Raw genomic sequence first — 18810 nt, forward strand, 5'->3', positions numbered from 1 at the left:
TATGAAAACAAATAATCCTGTTAAAAAAGAACAAAAGATTATTAACAAAGGCAGAAACCCGATTTCACATAGAGTACGAACCGGGTTTCTGCCATAATGTCATAGCTTTTTTAGAGCCTATTTCTCTTGTTCGGCCAGTGTTTCCATAAGCCGCACCATCATAGCAGCCGCCTGGGCCCTGGTAGTAGTTCCCTGAGGTAGAAATCTGTATTCTCCCGTTCCCTGCAAAAGCCCGGCCTCTACTACCGAAGCAACTTCTATATCAGCAAACTTACTAACCTTTTTGCCATCTACAAAGCTGTCGAGAACTTCCTTGGCCTTGTCATTGTCAAGCATTTCCACATTTGCCGCCCTTGCCAGCATTACGGCTGCCTGCTCCCTGGTGATGGTTCTGGCGGGCGCAAAATAGCTGGCTGAAACGCCGTTCACTATACCCGCCCGCACCGCTGCCTCAACATAGGGAAAAGCCCAATGATTCTCATCAACATCACGGAAGGACTCGCTTTGCGGCTCGTATGGGTCCAAACCGCAGGCCTTGGCCAACATAGTGGCAAATTCAGCTCTGGTAATTAGCCCATCGGGATTGAAACGTGAACTTGGCTGGCCTGTAATAATTCCCTGGGAAATCAGATACTCAATATCCTTCTCAGCCCAATGGTTTATTATATCGTCGAAGGTTTTGAAATATACCATTACCGCATATTTTCCTTCTTTGTCCGTTTTAACCGATATAGTTTTATTTTCTGTATTTATTTTCCCTCCCAGAACCTTCCATTCATCTTTGTCCTCATCATAATAAAACACCGACAGTCTACGGGCCTGCGCATCTTTTATTACCTTATCGTACTTTAACGTCAGGACAAAAGGTTCGAGAGGCGCCCGCTCAAAATCAATGTCTGTTACCGGCCCGACGTAGGCCGCGGAAAGAGGTGGTTCTTCGATATCTTCCGGGTCAACTATTTCCATATTGAGAGTATTTTCGGCGTAATCATTCCCGGCCGTTTTTATATTTAGGAACTCACCGAAAGCCTTGGTTTCTTCTCCTTTTTTCACCGTAAGTTCAACTTCCGCACCGGTTTTGGCGATGTCGTTGTAATAAACGGTATACTTTTTCGTTGTTGTTTTACTCCCTCCGGTCGCGGATATATCGATAGAATTTGCTCCTGCGACAAGAGTTACGGATTTGGAAAAATCCCCGCCCTGGTCAAAATCGACGACCTCATTATTTATCTTCAATCCGCCGGCCTGTGTCCGTTCAACTTGGCCAGTTATTTTAAGCTTGTTGGAAAAGACCGTCATCCCGTCAAAGATTGAATATACTGTCACCCCGGGGGAGTTATCATATTTAACTTTTAACTTTTTTTCCAGGGGTTTGTCTGCTCCGTAATCAACAGTAATCTTGATTTCATTATCCCCTTCTTTTAATTTCACAGGCTGGTCAAAAGCCCCGGTATTCCCGTCACAAACTACCTTGTATGTACGTCCGTCACACTCCATAGTAAAGGAGTTCAAACCGTCTACAGGGTAAACGGTACCCTTGACGTTGATGTAACCGGTGGTCACAGTGGACCCGTCTAGGGGTGAGTCAATCTTTAATACAGGGTCTCCGGTATAATAAACTACAATAGTCTTACCGGTTGTAACCCCGTCTTTTGTGGCTTTAAGGACTATATTGTTTACTTTTCTGGTCAGGTTCACCGTTTTCGAGAAATATCCATCGGCGCTTAAGGGAACAAGAGCATCATTGACAGTAAACCCCCACTTATCCGTATTAAACGCATACCCCGTAACAGTAACCGATGTCTGGGGAGTGGAAATACCCGATGAGGGTGCAGTAACGTTTATAATTGGGCTGGTATCACATTTGATGATCAGGGTTTTAGTCACCGTAGTATTACCGTCAGTAGCCGTCAGGCTCACAGTATTATCTCCCTGATTTAAAGTTAAGGTTTTCGCAAAGTTCCCATTGACATCAAAAGCTACTACAGACCCGTTTATTTTTAAACCGTCTTTTACAGTATTGAACACTTGCCCGCCAATGGTTACTGTAGTGGAATACACTATTTCGTTCACGTTAGGGCTTGTTACATTGATTACCGGCACACCGCTGTAAGTAACCTTAATAGTAGTGGTCACCGTTACTCCGCCCGAGGTAGCCGCCGTAAATGTTATGGAGTTTAATCCCGGTTTAAGGTTAATTGTTTTGCTGAAAGATTTATCGCTATTAATGGGAACATTTTCTTCGACAGGATTTAAACCGGTATTGTTTTTGACCTTCAGGGATGTGGTATTGGCATTGACCGTGCCCTTCACTGTAATAGTGTTATTCCCGGTGACATATCCATCGGCCGGTTCTGTGATTGTTACGGCAGGTCCGTTAGTATAGGTTAACCGGTAAGTATAGGTGTTAATTGAGCCGTTTTTGCCTACTTCCATGGGAATATTATTCAAACCCGGTGTCAAGGTGATATTGGCAGAAAACGTACCTGTAGCGCTTAAAGGAACGCTGTTCCCATTTATTTTCAGGGATGTGGCTCCAAAGGTGGCGCCCGTTAAAGTAACTGTGGCTGAAGTACTGGTTATTACTGAGTCGGCAGCAGGATTGAGGTTATAAACGAAAGGTTGGCCGTTGTCATAAAGGACCCGAAATGTTCTAACTAAGGCGCCATTGTCCACATCGACAGTAAAACTGTTTTCACCGGGTTGAAGGAAAAAATCCTCAGAAAAGGATCCGCTGACGGTCCGGCCGTTAATTGTGCCGCTCAGCGGAGTAAGTATGGAACCGGAAACAGTCACATGCCCCGAATTTACAACCATCCAATCGGTTGCGGGCAGGCCGTTGACCTGCAGACTGTCCAGCAGCGCCGTCTGGTTGTAAGTTAAATAGAGATAGGTTTCGGAAGTGACTACCCCGCCGTCGGTAACTTTTACATGAACAGTATTCAGTCCCTGATTCAGGGTTAAAGGGTAAGTAAACCTGTCATCGGTATTAATGACTGCTTTGTTTCCGTTTATCCACAGCTCAGTCCCAACCGTTCTGTTCTTTACAACGCCCTGAAGATTTATACTCGGCGATGAGACAACATCGTTTGTTTTGTGACTCGTCACCTCTACCTGTGGCGCAGTGGAGTCATAATAGACGTTTACGGTTTTGGTGGTGGTATGTCCGGTGGAACTGGTGGCTGTCACAGTGATTGTATTATCTCCTGCATTTAGTGTTACAGGCCAGTTAAAACGACCTCCCGCATCAAAAGCTACAACGGCGCCGTTGATCCGTAGGCCCGAAGCGGCCACATCGCTCACATAGCCGCTTATACTTACAGTATTGTTGTATACTACAGCCCCGTCAGCCGGACTCAAAATGGTCAGGCTCGGCGTCCCCGCCCAAATAGGCTTAACCGGAAGCAGGCTCAGTAAAAAAATGAAAATTGTCAATGTTACTACTATCTTGCCTCGCACATCAACCAAAACCATAAGACCACTCCTTAGCAAAATTTTGTAACATCTTCTATGTATTTCGACAAATACTAACTTTTTCCTCGTCACCTTTGAAAAAAATAGCTGCCGCTGAAAAAGCGGCAGCTATACGAAATACTCCGTTTTTGCCTGGGGAAAGAATTCCTTCACCATACTTTTCATAAAGCTTTCTATTTCCTGTAGCGTTTCTTTAGGATAGATGAATTTTCCGTATCCGAATTGTCCGAATTTAAATTGCCGTTGTTGTTCTTCCATCGGCAAGTCACTTTGCGGAAACAGGCTTAAAATATTGGCCTTAGCCCGTCTGGTAAACCGGTGAGTAATAAATTCAAAAGTCAGGTCCTGTACCTTGCCCAATTGACAATAAAGCTCTTTAAACAATTTTGTGTAGTCCTGCTGCCACCCATCATATACAAAAATGGGGGCAACGATAAACCCCAGCGGATATCCGGCCTTAAATACTTTGCCCGCAGCCTGTATTCTTTCCTTTAGGGGCGGGGTCCGGCGTTCATAACGTGAAATGACTTGGTCACTGTTAATACTGAATCTGAAACGGGTGTGGCCGTTATGTTGCAGACTGAGCAAACCCTCTACTTCCGTAAATTTTGTGACAAAGCGGAAACGCCCGTATTCCTGCTGCCCAAAAAACTCTATGGCCCGGCGCAATGCCCCAGACAAATACTCAACCGGCACCGGGTCAGATGTAGCCGCCCCTTCAAAAATTGTTATCTCGGGTTTACGCTGATTAATGTATTCGCGGGCCCGGGTCAGAATTTCCTCAATATTGACATAAACCCGGACATAAGGCTTTTTACCCAGAGTGGTATTGAGATAACAGTATTCACACATCCCCGGGCAACTGGTAACTAAAGGCAACTGGTAGTGCGCGGAGGGTTTGCAGGATTCGAAATTTTTACTTCTGCGCACACCAACCACCAAGGTCCTTTTTGCTTCGCGGTAACTCATTTGTGGCGTATCACCGGGTATGCCCGTAACCCTGTTGTGGGACCCGACCATTTTAATTTCCGTCCCTTCTTTTTGGACCCGCTCGTAGATTTGTCTGCCCAAAGGATAATTAAGGGCCTCCTGCTCAAAATAAACGCGAACAGGTTGAAACAAGTTAGTTGTCTTTTTTTTGGAAACCTCTAATGCGGTCTTCATTCTTTTGCTATAGGTGCGTCAACCTTTTTCTCCTTATTCATGATCTGGTTGGCCGGGTCAGGGTTATCTTCTATCATTATCTCCCTGTCAAGGGGGCGGCCCGCCACATTGGCCTGGATGGCAGAACCCAACTCCGTGGGGACAAAGTCATGTACATCACGTCTGTTCTTATCGTCTTTCATTTTCTAACCTCCTTCGGGTTTTATTATCCCCAACTCCGCCCCACCCAACCCGTTCCCCCAAAAAAATTCTGAGTAAATATACTCAATGTTTGAAGATGGCGAAGGCCGCCGGGAAGTCCGGCACTCAACTCAAGTTAAGTGCTCGGACGGGAGGCGGCCTTGCTTTTTAAGAAGTCAATATGAAACTTTGTCTATAACTTTTTCTGAGTAAATGTACACAAATTTTTCTCCAGTTAGATGCCTGTTTTTTGAATTATCTCGCGCACAGCCTGAACTGCCACGGAACCATCGGGAAGATCAAACAATGGTTTGCTCTTCAGGTCAAATTCAGCTACCATCGGATCATATGGAATGGTACCAATAAGTTCCACACCTGTTGCTTTAATCTCATCCATTAAATCATCTATACCCTGTTCCATTGTCTTGGTTACTATAAGATATACTTTTTTTACAGGAGTGGACAGGTTTTTGACAATCTGGTTAACCCTACCGGCGGAACGAATTCCTCTGGCCGATGCATCACTGATTATAAAGAGATAGTCCACGTTCTGAATAACCTGGCGGCTTAAGTGTTCAAGGCCGGCCTCATTATCAGTCACTACATAATCATAATTATCCCGCAGACTGGCTAGATGGTCCCTTAACAGGTTGTTAGGATAACAATAACAACCGGAGCCCTCGGGCACACCCATTACCAGTAAATCGATATACTGGGTTTCAATTAACGCCTGGCTTAGTCTCCATTTCATAAAGGCTTCTTTGGTCATTCCGCTGGGAATTGTTTGACCGGACTTTACTTCGTCGACGGCGTCAGAAATAGTAGTATCCACTTCCAGCCCTAAAGCCTCGTTCAGGTTAGCGTTGGGGTCTGCATCAACGGCCAGTATGGCGGCTTTTTTGTTTTTAACTAACTCCCTTAAAAGTATAGCAGTAAATGTAGTTTTCCCAGTACCGCCTTTTCCGGCAACGGCTATCAGTTTCGACATTGCTGTCCCTCCTTGAAGCATTGGTGTATTGTCTGAAAATTCTATTCATTCTCTTGTTATTATCATACCGCAAAGTCCGGAAATTAACAACCCCCTAAATTACGTAAATGCTAAGAACTAAGCGCCTGATTCAAGAAGTAATCCCGTAACCCGTCGGCCAAAGCTTTGGCCAGCCCTTTTTGATAATCTTGGTTTGACAGTAGCCTTTTTTCTTCGGGATGAGTCATAAAACCCATCTCGACCAGAGCTGCTGGGATTTTAGCATTTCTAAGCAGGTAATAGTTGGCCGTGCACGCCTTATGGATAGCCAGTTCCCCTTCTTTTTTGTAATCGGCTACATAATGGTTTAACTGGGCCGCCAAACATTCGGCCAGCATTTTTCCAGATTCCGAATTTTTATGGTAATAAACAAAAGCTCCCCTGGTTCTGTGCGCCCCCCGACAGGCATTTACATGCAGACTGATAAATACATCGGCTCCACTTTCATTCATTAATTTTCTGCGGCCGTCCATATCCCGGTGGTAACGTTTTTTGCCAGGGTCACCTTTTTCCGTTACGTCACTGTCATCAGTCCTGGTCATAATAACTTCGGCCCCGCCAAGAACCAGCAGCTCTCTAAGTTTCAGAGCCACTTCAAGGTTTACCGTTTTTTCTTTAAAACCGGAAGAATCGTTGGCCCCGCTGTCGACTCCTCCGTGTCCCGGGTCAAGCACTATTTTTTTTCCCTGTAAAGGATAATAAGCCTTACGGGCCAAAGCGCTTGCAGCCCAGTGATAAAGGCCCGTTGTCAAAAAAAGAGCAGCAATAAAAAGTACCACCATTTTTTTTCTGATAATGAAAAGCAAAGTCCTACCAGCCATATCTTTCCCCCTTTTCCTGAATGCCTATCAAGAAAATATATGGGGAAAAACAGCATGGTAGAATTAAAAGTATGGAAAAACCTCTTACTTTTCTGCCGCTTCCTTTGCCGCCCTTGCCTGGTTAATTATTTCTTCGGCCAGCCGAGCCGGAACCTCTTCATATTGAGCAAATTCCATAGTAAACTGGCCACGGCCCTGAGTCATAGACTTTAGATCAATGGCATACCTGTACATTTCTGCCAAAGGAACCTGAGCCTTTACCACTGTATACTTACCTAGCGGATCCATACCAAGAATACGTCCGCGCTTGGTATTGAAGTCACTGATAATATCGCCCATATAACTTTCGGGCACTGTCACTTCTACATTCATAACCGGCTCTAACAATATTGGCTTTGCCTGCAACACACCTTTTTTAAAAGCCTGGGCCGATGCAATTTTAAAGGCCATTTCTGACGAATCAACGGGATGATGTGAACCATCGTAAACCACTGCCTTAATGCCTGTTACGGGGAAGCCGGCTATCACACCCTCAGCCATCGCTTCACGGATTCCTTTCTCCACAGCCGGGATGTATTGTTTGGGCACGGCGCCACCGAAGATTTCTTCGTCAAACTCAAATTCTTTATCCATTAGAGGTTCCAATCTCAACCATACATGGCCGTATTGTCCGTGTCCACCTGTCTGTTTCTTATGTTTACCTTCCACCTTTACGGTAGCTCTGATAGTTTCACGGTAAGGTACCCGTGGGTCCTTCATAACTACATCAACGCCAAACTTACGCTTCATTTTTTCCAAAACAATATCAATGTGGGTTTCGCCCATTCCGGTTAAAATTGTTTCATGGGTTTCCATATTCTTTTCCACACGCAGGCAGGGGTCTTCCTCAAGGCACTTATGAATAGCATTCCCCAGTTTATCCTCGTCACCTTTTGTCCTGGGAGCGATGGCCACCGACAAAGTAGGGACGGGGAATACTATAGGATCAAGTTTGACGTCTTTCTCCTTCAGGCACAATGTATCGTTGGTATCTGTATTCTGCAGTTTTACCAGACCTACTATATCCCCCGCCCAGGCTTCGGTTATGGGTTGGGTAGTCTTCCCCCGCACAAATAAAATCTGCCCCACCTTTTCGGCCTGGTTTTTGGTGCTGTTAAATAAAGGCGTATCGGCAGCAAGCCTACCGCTGTAAATCCGGACAAAATTCATTTTGCCCACATAGGGGTCAACAATAGTTTTAAAGACCAAAGCAGATAAAGGTTCAGTACTTCTGTCTTCAGGACTGGGCATATAATTAACGACAAAATCCAGTAACTGCACGGCGCCCTGGTTTTTATTAGCAGAGCCGCAAAGAACCGGATTTATTTTTCCCTCTTTTATACCCAATTTGAGACCGGAAATAATTTCCTCCTTGGTGAGCTCTTCCCCATTCAAATACTTTTCCAGCGCCTGGTCCGTCATTTCTGCTGCCGATTCGATGAGTTTTTCGCGGTAAGTTGCCACCTCTCCGCTAATTCCCGCCGGTATTTCTACTTCTTTTACCTTACCGTTAGTTTCATATAGGTAAGCCTTCTGTTCCACCACATCAACAAAACCCTGAAAGGTTTCGGCTTCCCCAATAGGGATCTGTAACGGCACAAAGTTTCCGTTCAGGTTGTCCTGTAAACTGGCTAAAGTTTTTTGAAAACTGGCATTTTCCCGATCCATTTTATTTATAAACACTACCCGGGGCTTTTTGTCTCCGTCAATTATATTCCAGATAATTTCTGTTTGCACTTCCACTCCGGCTGCAGCACAGACTACAAAAACGGCACTGTCCACCGCTCGCAAAGTAGCTTTAACGTCGCCGATAAAGTCTGCATAACCAGGGGTATCAATTAGATTAACCTTACAGTCTTTCCATTCTACCGGCACCAATGTGGCATGAATGGTAATCTGCCTCTTTATTTCTTCAGGGTGATAATCTGCCGTGGTCGTTCCATCTTCTACTCTTCCTAACCTGTTAATGGCTCCGGTGTTAAACAGCATAGCTTCTACCAAACTTGTTTTTCCGGCACCCCCGTGGGCAACAATGCCTATGTTTCTGAGCTGGCCTGCTTGATAATTTTTCATTTACTACGCCTCCCACCATTTTTAAAATTTAAGGAAATCATGCTTTATTTCCTGCCATGGGGTCAAAAACTCTAAATGTCAGTTTGAAAACCGGTTTAGAAAAATCAGGCTATACCCCCTTTGCTTTAATGTTTTTTGATGTCATGCCCCCAAAATCCGCCAAAAAACAATTTTTTATATTAAAAAATTGGACAACGCGAAAAAAAGAACGGCACAAAAATAGGCCGTTCTTATCCATAAATCTGTTTTCCGTTTTTATTTGTCCTACCGACAATCATAGCATCAGCAGCAGTCAAAACCCTGCGGGCCCTGACTATGTCCTCACCGGACCAGACTTTATTCAAGCCCCATGCAGTAAAACTACAAACTAACATAAGACCATCTCCAAATTAAGCTGTCATAAAAGACAAGCAGCTATATTTATATTTTACACCCTCCGGTCATCTGAGTCAATGTCGGTAGTCAAGAATATATATATAGAATTCCGGGTAATATATGCTACAAAAAGATGTTGTTTTTTATTCAAGAAAGGAGACCATATAAATGAGTAAGGAAATTATTGTATTTACTACGCCAACCTGACCGGCATGCCTGCACCTGAAAGAGTATCTTTCAGAAAAAGGTGTTTCTTTTAAGGAACGTAATGTGGCCGAAGACCCGACTGCTCGTGAGGAAATGATTACACAAACCAAAAGTATGGCCGTGCCTACCAGTATAATCGACGGCGAAGTCGTCATAGGTTTTGATAAGTCCAAAATCGAGCGTCTTTTACAGTGAAAAACGTTTGCTTCTCCGTACCCGCCCCCGGTTCATCGCCGGGGGTTTTATGTGGGCCCGTAATTACGAAAATACTAGTAAGAAATATTATTAATTTTTATCTGGAAATTACCAAAAGAAATCGACAATTTGCAGGAATTTGTAGGTTTGTGTCGAAGAACTAATATTATCCATTACTACTATGTTGTGCAGTATGTTTTTCCCCTTAACGGGGACAAAAAAATGTCATGGGAGGGGTTTGCATGCCTGGTAAGAAGAAGCTTCTGTTGTCCATTCTCGCCCTAGTCCTGTTGGTAGGCCTAGCGTTTACTTTTTCAGGCTGCGGTGGCGGACAGGAGGAAGGAGTGGTCCAATCGGATACCACTGAAAACAGCACAGCCGAGAACAACACTAATACACCGGCTGCCGACGGCTCCGAAACAGCCAAGATTATTGATGCTACCAACGCTTACTTAAGTTCCGGCAAAGCGCCCACTATCTCAGTTGAAGAAGTATACGAAAAAGCTGTAAAAGGCGGGGACCAAAGTTATTTCCTCTTGAGTGTCAGGAAACCTGAACATTATGCCAAAGGGCATATTAAAGGAGCAATAAACATACCTTATCAGGAAATCTTCAAGAAGGAAAATCTGGCTAAAATACCTAAGGACAAAAAGGTTGTTGTTATTTGCTACACCGGCCATACAGCCAGCCAGGTTACATTGCTGCTTAACCAGTTAGGATACGATGCCTATGCCATGAAATATGGTATGATGGGCTGGACCAGTAACAAAGACGTTCTTGCCATAGAACCCTTTACGAAAGCTGCTGACTACGAAGTTGACACTACTGCTGTAGAAGCTGAAGCCAACAACGAATTGCCGGCAGTAAATACCGGCAAATCTACTACTGAAGACATCATTCTGGCCCAAACTGAAAAATATCTGACTTCCGGACGGGCGCCGACAATTTCCGTGGACGAGGTATATAATACTGTTATCAGGGGCGGCGACCAGGGATATGTTGTACTTGACATTCGCAAGCCCGAACATTACGCTAAGGGACATGTAAAAGGAGCTATCAACGTTCCCTTCGCAGAAATTGCCAAGGAAGAAAACCTGAAAAAACTACCTAAAGACAAAAAGATTGTTGTCATCTGCTATACGGGACACACAGCCAGCCAAGCCACCATGTTCCTCAACCAGCTTGGTTATGAAGCTTATGCCATGAAGTTTGGTATGATGGGCTGGACCAGCAATAAAGACATTATCGGCCTTGAACCTTTTGCCAAGGCTCCTGACTACCCGACAGTAGCAGGTTCCAATCCTTAAAATTTTCTAATCCGGTATACTCGAGAGCTTGCTGTTCAGGGCAGGCCCTCTATTTTTTTGTACCTAATTTCAATATCAACTTCCTTATTATTGTTTCGTAATATTTTTTTCTATTTTTCCTTATTTTTCAATTCTTGCAGGATTTCTGTCAATCTGTGTCGAAGAATATAGTTGTTTAGATAATTCCTGGCATTCCAGTTGGCCTAAATGATCATGTAAATTCTGTCAGGGGCGGGGTGTAAAACTTATGAACTCAGTTAAAAGGATCAAAAAACCGAAAGTAGGATTTAGTTTTAACAAAGATTCGTTAGCCACAAAATTTACCTTATTTGTAGTCGGGTTAATCATAGTTGTTCTGTTTATCTATACTACTTTCGTCATTCAGCAAAACACCAGTATCATGTATGAACAGGTTATCCAGAAAGGGGTCAGTTTAACTTCTGGTCTTTCAGGAGTCGCTTCAAATAACATCGGCTTGCAGCAATTCTTCACACTGCAGGAGGGCCTGGTAACAGTAAAAAACAAAAACCCTGACCTCAAAGAAATTTACTTGATTGACAAAAACGGCAAAATATTTGCTCATAGCGAAAGCAATGAAGTGGGTAAGGTCCTCCAGGATGAATTTACAAAAAAGGTTAGCCAGGTAAACGAGCCTTATTTCAAGAAGTTCACTGCCGGAGACGGAAGTGAATACTACCGGATTGCCATGCCCGTGTCTTATGACCTGGAACGCTGGGGCACCCTCGTAGCCAGTTTGGATACAAAACACGTAGCCATTGCCAACGCTAAAGCCCGCAACCTGGCTATCGGTATTGCCCTCGTACTGATTATCGTAAGTACTATCCTTACCTACTTATTAGTAAGATTAATGATGAAACCCCTCAACTACCTTGGGGACAAAATGAAACTTATGGCCGAAGGAGACTTCAGCCAGGATATTCATTATAAACGAAACGACGAAATCGGCGCGCTGGCAAAATCCATGAATTTAATGCTATCGAATATACGCTCCCTAATCGGCCAGGTTATCAATGCCAGCCATCAGGTCACTACTACCAGCGAGCAATTGTCTTTGAACGCTGATGAGGCCGCCAAGGTGACCCAAAGCGTCGCCGCTTCCATCGGCACTGTAGCCACCGGCAACCTGGAACAGACGGAAAGTGTCAATTCGGCAGTACAAACCTTCACTCAACTAAGCCGGGCCATAGATCAAATTGCCATGGGCGCCCAGGAACAGGCCCGTAGTATTAACGATACCTCAGAAGTGGTTTCCGCTATGGCAAGCGCCATCGAAGACGTTGCTAACAGGTCAAAAAATGTTTCAGAAGCCGCAAATAAAACTGCCGAAGTAGCTGCCACCGGCGGCCATGCCGTTCAATCCGCCATTGTAGGTATGAACCGCATCAAGGAGACAGTTTTTGAAACAGCAAACAGAATCCGGGAGTTGGGCGAATACTCCGGCAGAATCGGTGAAATCATCCAGGTCATTGATGATATAGCTGACCAAACAAACCTCCTTGCTTTAAATGCCGCAATTGAAGCGGCTCGGGCCGGTGAGCATGGTAAAGGCTTTGCTGTCGTGGCTGATGAGGTAAGAAAGCTTGCTGAACGCTCAAGTCACGCTACTAAAGAAATAGCAGAATTAATCACTAATATCCAGCAAGGAACCAACCGGGCCGTAAAAGCTATGGACGAAGGCACCCGGGAAGTGGAAGCCGGCTCCAAATTAGGTCTGGACGCAGGAAAGGCCCTGGAAGATATAGTAAAGAATGTAAACCTGGTTACGGAATATATGCAAAGTATCACAATTTCCACCCAAGGATTATCCGAAAACAGTATTAAGGTTGTAGAATCCATGAACAATATAGCGGCAATAGCCGAAGAAAACTCTGCCTCCACAGAGGAAATTGCGGCAAATAACAGGGTAGTTATTTCTGCTATAGATAAAATTTCCCAGATTGCTGATGAAAATGCCAGGAGTGCAGAACAAGTATCGGCTGCAACCCAGGAAATGACTGCTACCAATGAGGAAATGGCCGCATCTGCCAAGGCCTTGGCTCAATTAGCCGAACAGTTGGATGAAATAGTAAGTAAGTTTAAAATATAACGAGGTCAGTAGGCCGCGCTTAATTGGTAAGATATTTTTCAGCGTTAACTGCTGCTGTTGCGCCATCTCCCGCGGCTGTTATCGCCTGCCTGACTTCTTTTTTTCTGATATCTCCTGCCGCAAATACCCCGGGTAGCTTGGTACGCATTTCACCATCTGTTATAATATACCCTGTTTCATCCATATCTACCTGTCCTTTAAACAGTTCTGATTTTGGTTCTGTACCTATATATACAAAAACAGCATCTGTTTCAACTGTTTCTTCCTGCCCTGTGACAGAATTATAAACAGTAACTTGAGAGACCTTATCGTCTCCGTGTATTTTTCGGATGGTAGAATTCCATCTAATTTTTATCTTGGGATTATTAAAAACTTCTTCCTGGGCAACTTTAGACCCCTGGAAATGGTCAAATTGATGGACTATTGCTACCTGTTCGGCAAACCTGGTTAAAAAGACAGCTTCCTGCAATGCGGAATTTCCGCCTCCCACCACGATAACCCGCTTCCCCTGGTAAAAGGGACCGTCACATGTGGCACAGTAGTGCACACCCCGTGATTTAAAAGTATCAGCTCCTTCTACTTGCAACTTCCTGGGCTGCGCACCGGTCGCTATAATCACCGCACGACTGGTATAATCCGCATTTTCGGTCTTTACTACTTTCTTATCACTTATGAGGTTAACCTCCTGTACCTTGACTCCGCTTTGAATGTCTGCCTGAAAGTATTCGGCCTGTTTGCGCATATTGTTGGTTAATTCGGCACCGTTAATTACTCCGGAGGTTCCGGGGTAGTTGGCAATATGATAAGTGGTGGCCGCCTGACCGCCTGGAACCCCTTCTTCTAAAACGACAGTTTTCAGCTTAGCCCTGCCGCAGTAAATTGCCGCTGATAACCCGGCCGGACCGCCGCCTAAAATTAAGACATCGCATTCAATCTTTTGTTTTTCCTTATCCACTATGACATTCCCCCTAGACCAATCCGTTAAAAATATTTTACCCGACGATTGTTTCATTATTCCGGTGAAATCACCGACTATCGGCCACTGTCTATATTTGTAAGTAAATATTTGCAAAAATATCCAATTGCCATTAAAATATATATATAGAATAATTCACTTTTTTTCACAAACAACCACCATATCAAAGAAGGTGATTGCGTGCCTGCACAGAATCTTGAAGACAAGCCGATGTACACTATCAGCGTTGTTGCAGAACTAATGAAGGTGCACCCTGAAACTTTACGTATTTGGGAAAAAAACAAGCTTATTACCCCGGCCCGCAGAAATAAACAAAGGTTATACAGCGAAATGGATGTGAAAAGATTACAGTTTATATACTATCTCATTAACGAAAAAGGTTTGAATCTGGCCGGTGTTCACCAGATTGTCTCCATGTATCCTTGTTGGCATATTAAAAACTGTTCGGGCGGCGCTAACCGGGACCAGGAACCTGTCAACCAGTCTAAACCCTGCTGGAAATCTCCTGGAACTTTCTGCAAAGTAATTATAGACCGCTCTGAAATGTGTGCCAGTTGTAAATATTATGTAGAAAATAACTGTTCCTGCCATTAATAACTTAACCGGAGTGATTACTTTATGCGCGTAGCCATTCCCGAGCTTTATGGCAAGGTCAATCCCCATTTCGGGCAGAGTACCAACTTTTCCATTATAGACCTTAATAATTCAGAAATAGTAGGGATGAAAACAATTTCTGCCCATGGACTGCAACATAAATATGACCAGACAGCCCAGTTATTGCAGGCTAACCAGGTAGACGTAGTCTTAGCGGGCAAAATTAACAAAAAGTGTTTTAATACATTAAAGAATTACGGGTTCCTCGTCATATCAGGAGTTGACGGTGATATCATCTCAGCGGCTATTGCCTACGCCCAAGGCGAATTAATAAATTATGAATATAACTGTTCCCGTAAAGAACGCTGCCGCCCTGCATAAAATGAAAAACGCCGGTTAAACCGGCGTTTTTCATTTTACTTCCACTGATATTGCCTTATTGGGGCACACTTCCTGGCACTTGCCACATCCCAGGCAGATGCTCCCATCAATTAATATTTTCCCGTTTTTATAGCTTATGGCTCTCACTGGGCACGCCCTTTTAGCGAAACATCCGCCGGAACGTTCACATTTCTCTCTGTCGATGGTGACCTTCACACCGTTTATTCCAAGGGACACACCGAACACCTCCTAATCAGCAAAAAGCCCTACTTTTTTCAGGTTCATTGACGGATTTATGCGCAGGATAGCGCCTTCATCATATTTTCTCCTTTCCCTCTTTTGTTTCCGGCTCTGCCCCAAGCAGCAATTCCAACTGTTCTTCCAGTTCTTCCAGTTCAATGAGCATGGGCGGCTTCACCGAATGGGCCGGTAACCTTGACTTTAAATCGGCAATCTGCTCCCTTAGTTTGTTGATACGCTCTTGTCTGGTCTCCATAAGCAACTTCTCACACGAATCATCTTTATTTAGGAATGGTTTTATACCCTGCTGGGGTATACTAACATAATGATACTATACTATACTTTTCACTGTCAATATATTACACCTACTTAAAAGCGAAAAGGGCCTCACCCGTAAGGCCAGCCCTTTTATCAACCAACTTTTTTCAGTTCATGATGAAGAATACCCACCCTGTCAACAACAACCATCCTCCGCCATGAAAACAGGTCGCCAAAGATATTTACCGCCCCATTATGGATAAATTCAGCTTACCCAGGTTTTCAACAGCTTTTCCACCGATTTTGGTATTGAGCCCAGTTTTAACACATGTTCTTTAAGAAAAGAGTTTTCCATAATGGCCTTCATGGACTGAATGGCGTACCTTTTCTTGAAACCGTCCTTAAGCGTGGCCCACTCGGCAATCTTCCCGAAATAAAACTTCTGGTAACACTTCAATACCTGCATAAACAATTCATCAGTAGTCATCCGGGCAGGTTTAATTACCGGCTCCACCAGATTATACCTGGCATAATCAGTAGTAACAATATACTGTTTCAGGTCTTTATACATGTCGGCATAAGGCCAGGGGGCCAGCAGAAGAAAATGGGCAAAATCAGGGTTATACCTGATAGCCGTTTCCAGGGTTCTTTTGATGCTGGCCTTGGTCTCTTGAGGTATCCCCAACACGAAAGAAGTCTCACTGACTATGCCGTGGGCATGGATAATGTCCAGCGCCCTCTTGGAATCATCGGCAACTATGCCCTTGTTGAATATGTCCAGATTTTCCTGGGAAGTTGCCTCAATTCCCACGTATATATGTATTATACCGGCCTGCCGGTATTTGTGCATGATGTCTTCATCCCGGATAATATCGTCAACCCTGGTTTCAATCAGAAACATTGCCCCGAGCTGTTTATCTATCAGCCAGTCCAGGATTTTTTCCCAACGTTCCCGATCAGCGGTAGGATATTCATCGGAGATAAAGAAAATTTCCACGCCGTATTCTTTGACCAGGTGTTCTATTTCGGAAGTAACACTTTCCACGCTCCTGGCTCGCCAGGTCCGTTGCCAGAACTTGTGTTGCGAACAAAAACCACAATCATGTTGGCAGCCCCTGGAAGTAGATATAATGCCCAGGCGAGAACCAGGATACACATAAAATGTATAGTCCTCCCAATCCAACAAATCCCAGGCCGGAACCAAAGTATCCAGGTCCTCTATATAGGGGCGTAATTCTGTAACAACAACCTGTCCATTTAACCGGTAAGCTATGCCTTTCACTTCAGCCAGGGGTCTTTGACCGAAATGGGCTTCCAGCAGTTCCGGCATGGTATACTCCCCTTCATAGCGTACAACATAGTCGATAAAAGGATGCCCGTTTAATACCTCCTCATACATGAAGGTAGGATGAATACCCCCGATGACTGTAACAACTCCCGGATGGCATTTTTTGGCCAGGTACAACAATTCCGCGGCAGCGGGCATAGACGCGGTAAAAGCCGTCGTTGCCACAACGTCAGGTTTAATTTTCTTTATCTCTTCGGTAATCCGCACCAGGTCGTGGCCTTTGGACATGGCGTCATATATAATGACGTCAAAACCCCTTTTCCGAAGTTCACCCGCTATATAGACAAATCCTATATGCGGCCACCGACCGGCCGATTCCACTACCCCGCTGTGATAATCGGGGGTTACCAACATGACTTTGACCAATTTCGGGTTACCTCCCCACTAAATTTCGATATTTCCTATATAATCCAACCAGCATCGTTATGCCTACGAGAACTATCGAAAACAAAATGAAATGTTTTATATAGAGGGCCGTTATTTGTCCTTTGCCGGCGGCCGGCAGGTATTCAAAATCCCGGTAAGCCCATGCCCTAATAACGCCAAATACCAGGTTTAGGCCCAAACTTAGCAGGGAGGTTTTCACAAGTACCGGAAAAACTTTCATGTACAGGGCATCGGGTTGCCCTCCCGCCGTCCGAGCGGCCCGGTCCAGGTACCATATAACCATAACAGAAACAAACCATAAAGCAGAGGTCAGGTCATGAAAGAAATTGTTTAGCATAACTAAAATCGCGGTCATTTTACTCTCTCTTTACCCTTTATAATTTTTCTAAATTTTTTCATATGTATCCTCTGTCTTTCGCCAAAATGCCTACGATTTCCTGCTTTGCCGAGATAATTTTAAGTTTATCTTGTTTGACTATTCCCTTGTTTAGAGGTAAAATAGATTTAATAATATGGTTATCTTTTCCTTGTTGATTAAATTTGCGCAATTTTCTGTACCTTTGGGGAAAGGAGTGTGCCGCCAGTGAAACCCGGTGTAATTAGAAAATACTGCTTGACCATAGTAACAAGCGTCGCATTTTTGGTAACTTACAATTTCGGTCTCTACCCGTTATTAGCAAAGAAAAGTATTGCCTTTGAATCCCCCAGGGCTGCGGCAGAAGTAACCGTTGACGCAGATGATTCTGATGCGGAACAGGGCGCAACAACCCAGGGGACCACTGGTTTAGTTACGCAGGAGCAACCAACTACGGGCGCTGAAACCGGAGCAACAACAGCGGTAGAAAACAGCAATTTTGGAACCAACCAAAATTCGGTTGATCCGAACGATGACCGCCAGGATACGGACAATCCTGCCGAAACGAGCGTGGCCGATACGGTATACGGCAATATATACCAAGAAGGCCCCGGAGATACCGTTTTGGAAGAAGTATATGATTTGCCCAACCTTGAGGATTTGCTGGACCTTCCTGTAATACCGGAACTGGGCGAAGAGGTGGTAATGAATATCGTATATAACTCCCTTTCCGGATGTGTTCTAGACAATATGACGGGCGCCCCTTTAGAGCAAGTAACGGTGACCCTGACCGGGCCCCGGGGCACCTTCACCACAACTACTGACAAAGCAGGTAATTATGATATAATGGTACCAAAGGGAGATTATTATCTGGTCTTTTGGTTATACGGGTATGATATGGAAAAATTTATTGTCCCGTTGCATACGGACGAAGTTCAGGACTGCGTACTGTCCAGGCTTGTACCCGTGAGTTTCCGGGTCACCGGGGCAAAAGGCAGTAACTCTTTAAAAATTGTCCGGGCCAAACTCCATGTGGGCCCCGACTTTTCACGGCCCGATTATGAACTGGCCATTGGCTCTGACGGCACTGTTGATGCTGTTATGCTGTCTCCGGGCAGGTACTATGCCAAAGCAGCCAAAGGAGCGGGCATCAGTGAATTTTGGGTTACCAATGAAGGAAACCAGATAATTATTAAAGAGGATTAACCCAAATTTCCATCTGAGCGGAGTAAAGCGAAGCAAGAGGATAACAGCGGATGAAAGAAACCATGTTCCGGTGAGAACATGGTTTCTTTCTATAGT

At 44.5% G+C, this 18810-nt stretch carries 18 protein-coding genes; 6 read left to right on the plus strand and 12 right to left on the minus strand.

Features of this window, described 5'->3' with window-relative positions:
• Positions 1-117: 117 nt before the first annotated feature.
• From ACSNJE_RS11840 to ACSNJE_RS11870, 7 genes are all read right to left on the minus strand, one after another.
• Positions 118-3474, minus strand: a complete 3357-nt coding sequence (locus ACSNJE_RS11840) for an S-layer homology domain-containing protein (protein WP_495252726.1) — start codon at positions 3472-3474, stop codon at positions 118-120.
• A 108-nt stretch (positions 3475-3582) separates the two neighbouring features.
• Positions 3583-4638: a spore photoproduct lyase gene (gene splB / locus ACSNJE_RS11845; RefSeq protein WP_495252727.1), complete on the minus strand. Its 1056-nt coding sequence runs from the start codon at positions 4636-4638 to the stop codon at positions 3583-3585.
• Positions 4635-4820: a hypothetical protein gene (locus ACSNJE_RS11850; RefSeq protein ID WP_013121046.1), complete on the minus strand. Its 186-nt coding sequence runs from the start codon at positions 4818-4820 to the stop codon at positions 4635-4637. The genes splB and ACSNJE_RS11850 overlap by 4 nt, the downstream gene beginning before the upstream one ends.
• A gap of 233 nt (positions 4821-5053) precedes the next feature.
• Complete coding sequence (locus ACSNJE_RS11855; RefSeq protein ID WP_013121047.1) at positions 5054-5806, minus strand: ATP-binding protein; 753 nt, start codon at positions 5804-5806, stop codon at positions 5054-5056.
• Positions 5807-5916: 110 nt separating this feature from the next.
• Positions 5917-6666, minus strand: coding sequence for an N-acetylmuramoyl-L-alanine amidase family protein (locus tag ACSNJE_RS11860; RefSeq protein WP_052216888.1), 750 nt, complete (start codon positions 6664-6666; stop codon positions 5917-5919).
• An 84-nt stretch (positions 6667-6750) separates the two neighbouring features.
• Positions 6751-8778, minus strand: a complete 2028-nt coding sequence (gene fusA, locus ACSNJE_RS11865) for an elongation factor G (RefSeq protein WP_495252728.1) — start codon at positions 8776-8778, stop codon at positions 6751-6753.
• Between the two features lie 230 nt (positions 8779-9008).
• Complete coding sequence (locus ACSNJE_RS11870; protein WP_160315518.1) at positions 9009-9152, minus strand: hypothetical protein; 144 nt, start codon at positions 9150-9152, stop codon at positions 9009-9011.
• Positions 9153-9321: 169 nt separating this feature from the next.
• Here ACSNJE_RS11870 and ACSNJE_RS11875 point away from each other — a divergent pair, with 169 nt between their 5' ends.
• The 3 genes from ACSNJE_RS11875 (at position 9322) to ACSNJE_RS11885 (ending at position 12969) form a co-directional block, all read left to right on the plus strand.
• Positions 9322-9555, plus strand: a complete 234-nt coding sequence (locus ACSNJE_RS11875) for a glutaredoxin family protein (protein ID WP_083436756.1) — start codon at positions 9322-9324, stop codon at positions 9553-9555.
• A 242-nt stretch (positions 9556-9797) separates the two neighbouring features.
• A complete protein-coding gene (locus tag ACSNJE_RS11880; RefSeq protein ID WP_495252729.1) occupies positions 9798-10862 on the plus strand; it encodes a rhodanese-like domain-containing protein in 1065 nt (354 codons plus the stop codon).
• A 247-nt stretch (positions 10863-11109) separates the two neighbouring features.
• On the plus strand, positions 11110-12969 hold the full coding sequence (locus ACSNJE_RS11885; protein ID WP_495252730.1) for a methyl-accepting chemotaxis protein: 1860 nt from the start codon (positions 11110-11112) through the stop codon (positions 12967-12969).
• A gap of 19 nt (positions 12970-12988) precedes the next feature.
• Here the strand turns inward: ACSNJE_RS11885 and trxB are convergent, their stop codons facing one another.
• Positions 12989-13924, minus strand: a complete 936-nt coding sequence (gene trxB, locus ACSNJE_RS11890; RefSeq protein WP_052216995.1) for a thioredoxin-disulfide reductase — start codon at positions 13922-13924, stop codon at positions 12989-12991.
• Between the two features lie 201 nt (positions 13925-14125).
• Between trxB and ACSNJE_RS11895 the strand changes: the two genes are divergently transcribed.
• Together ACSNJE_RS11895 and ACSNJE_RS11900 are read left to right on the plus strand one after the other, a co-directional pair.
• A complete protein-coding gene (locus ACSNJE_RS11895; RefSeq protein WP_474659101.1) occupies positions 14126-14539 on the plus strand; it encodes a MerR family transcriptional regulator in 414 nt (137 codons plus the stop codon).
• A gap of 24 nt (positions 14540-14563) precedes the next feature.
• Entirely contained in the window at positions 14564-14920 is a 357-nt protein-coding gene (locus ACSNJE_RS11900; protein ID WP_013121056.1) for a NifB/NifX family molybdenum-iron cluster-binding protein, read from the plus strand.
• A gap of 30 nt (positions 14921-14950) precedes the next feature.
• On the opposite strand, the gene ACSNJE_RS11905 is transcribed toward ACSNJE_RS11900, so the two are convergent.
• From ACSNJE_RS11905 to ACSNJE_RS11920, 4 genes are all read right to left on the minus strand, one after another.
• Positions 14951-15157 (minus strand): 4Fe-4S dicluster domain-containing protein, encoded by a 207-nt coding sequence (locus tag ACSNJE_RS11905; protein ID WP_013121057.1) that lies wholly within the window; start codon positions 15155-15157, stop codon positions 14951-14953.
• Positions 15158-15236: 79 nt separating this feature from the next.
• Entirely contained in the window at positions 15237-15416 is a 180-nt protein-coding gene (locus ACSNJE_RS11910) for a hypothetical protein (protein WP_052216892.1), read from the minus strand.
• 267 nt (positions 15417-15683) lie between these two features.
• Positions 15684-17132 carry a cobalamin-dependent protein gene (locus ACSNJE_RS11915; RefSeq protein WP_495252731.1) on the minus strand — a complete coding sequence of 483 codons (1449 nt, stop codon included), beginning with the start codon at positions 17130-17132 and terminating at the stop codon, positions 15684-15686.
• A 7-nt stretch (positions 17133-17139) separates the two neighbouring features.
• On the minus strand, positions 17140-17508 hold the full coding sequence (locus ACSNJE_RS11920) for a hypothetical protein (RefSeq protein ID WP_495252732.1): 369 nt from the start codon (positions 17506-17508) through the stop codon (positions 17140-17142).
• A gap of 228 nt (positions 17509-17736) precedes the next feature.
• On the opposite strand from ACSNJE_RS11920, the gene ACSNJE_RS11925 reads away from it, so the two are divergent.
• Positions 17737-18714, plus strand: coding sequence for a carboxypeptidase regulatory-like domain-containing protein (locus ACSNJE_RS11925; protein WP_495252733.1), 978 nt, complete (start codon positions 17737-17739; stop codon positions 18712-18714).
• Positions 18715-18810: the final 96 nt, after the last annotated feature.

This window comes from Thermincola sp. GK-1, from assembly GCF_059412445.1.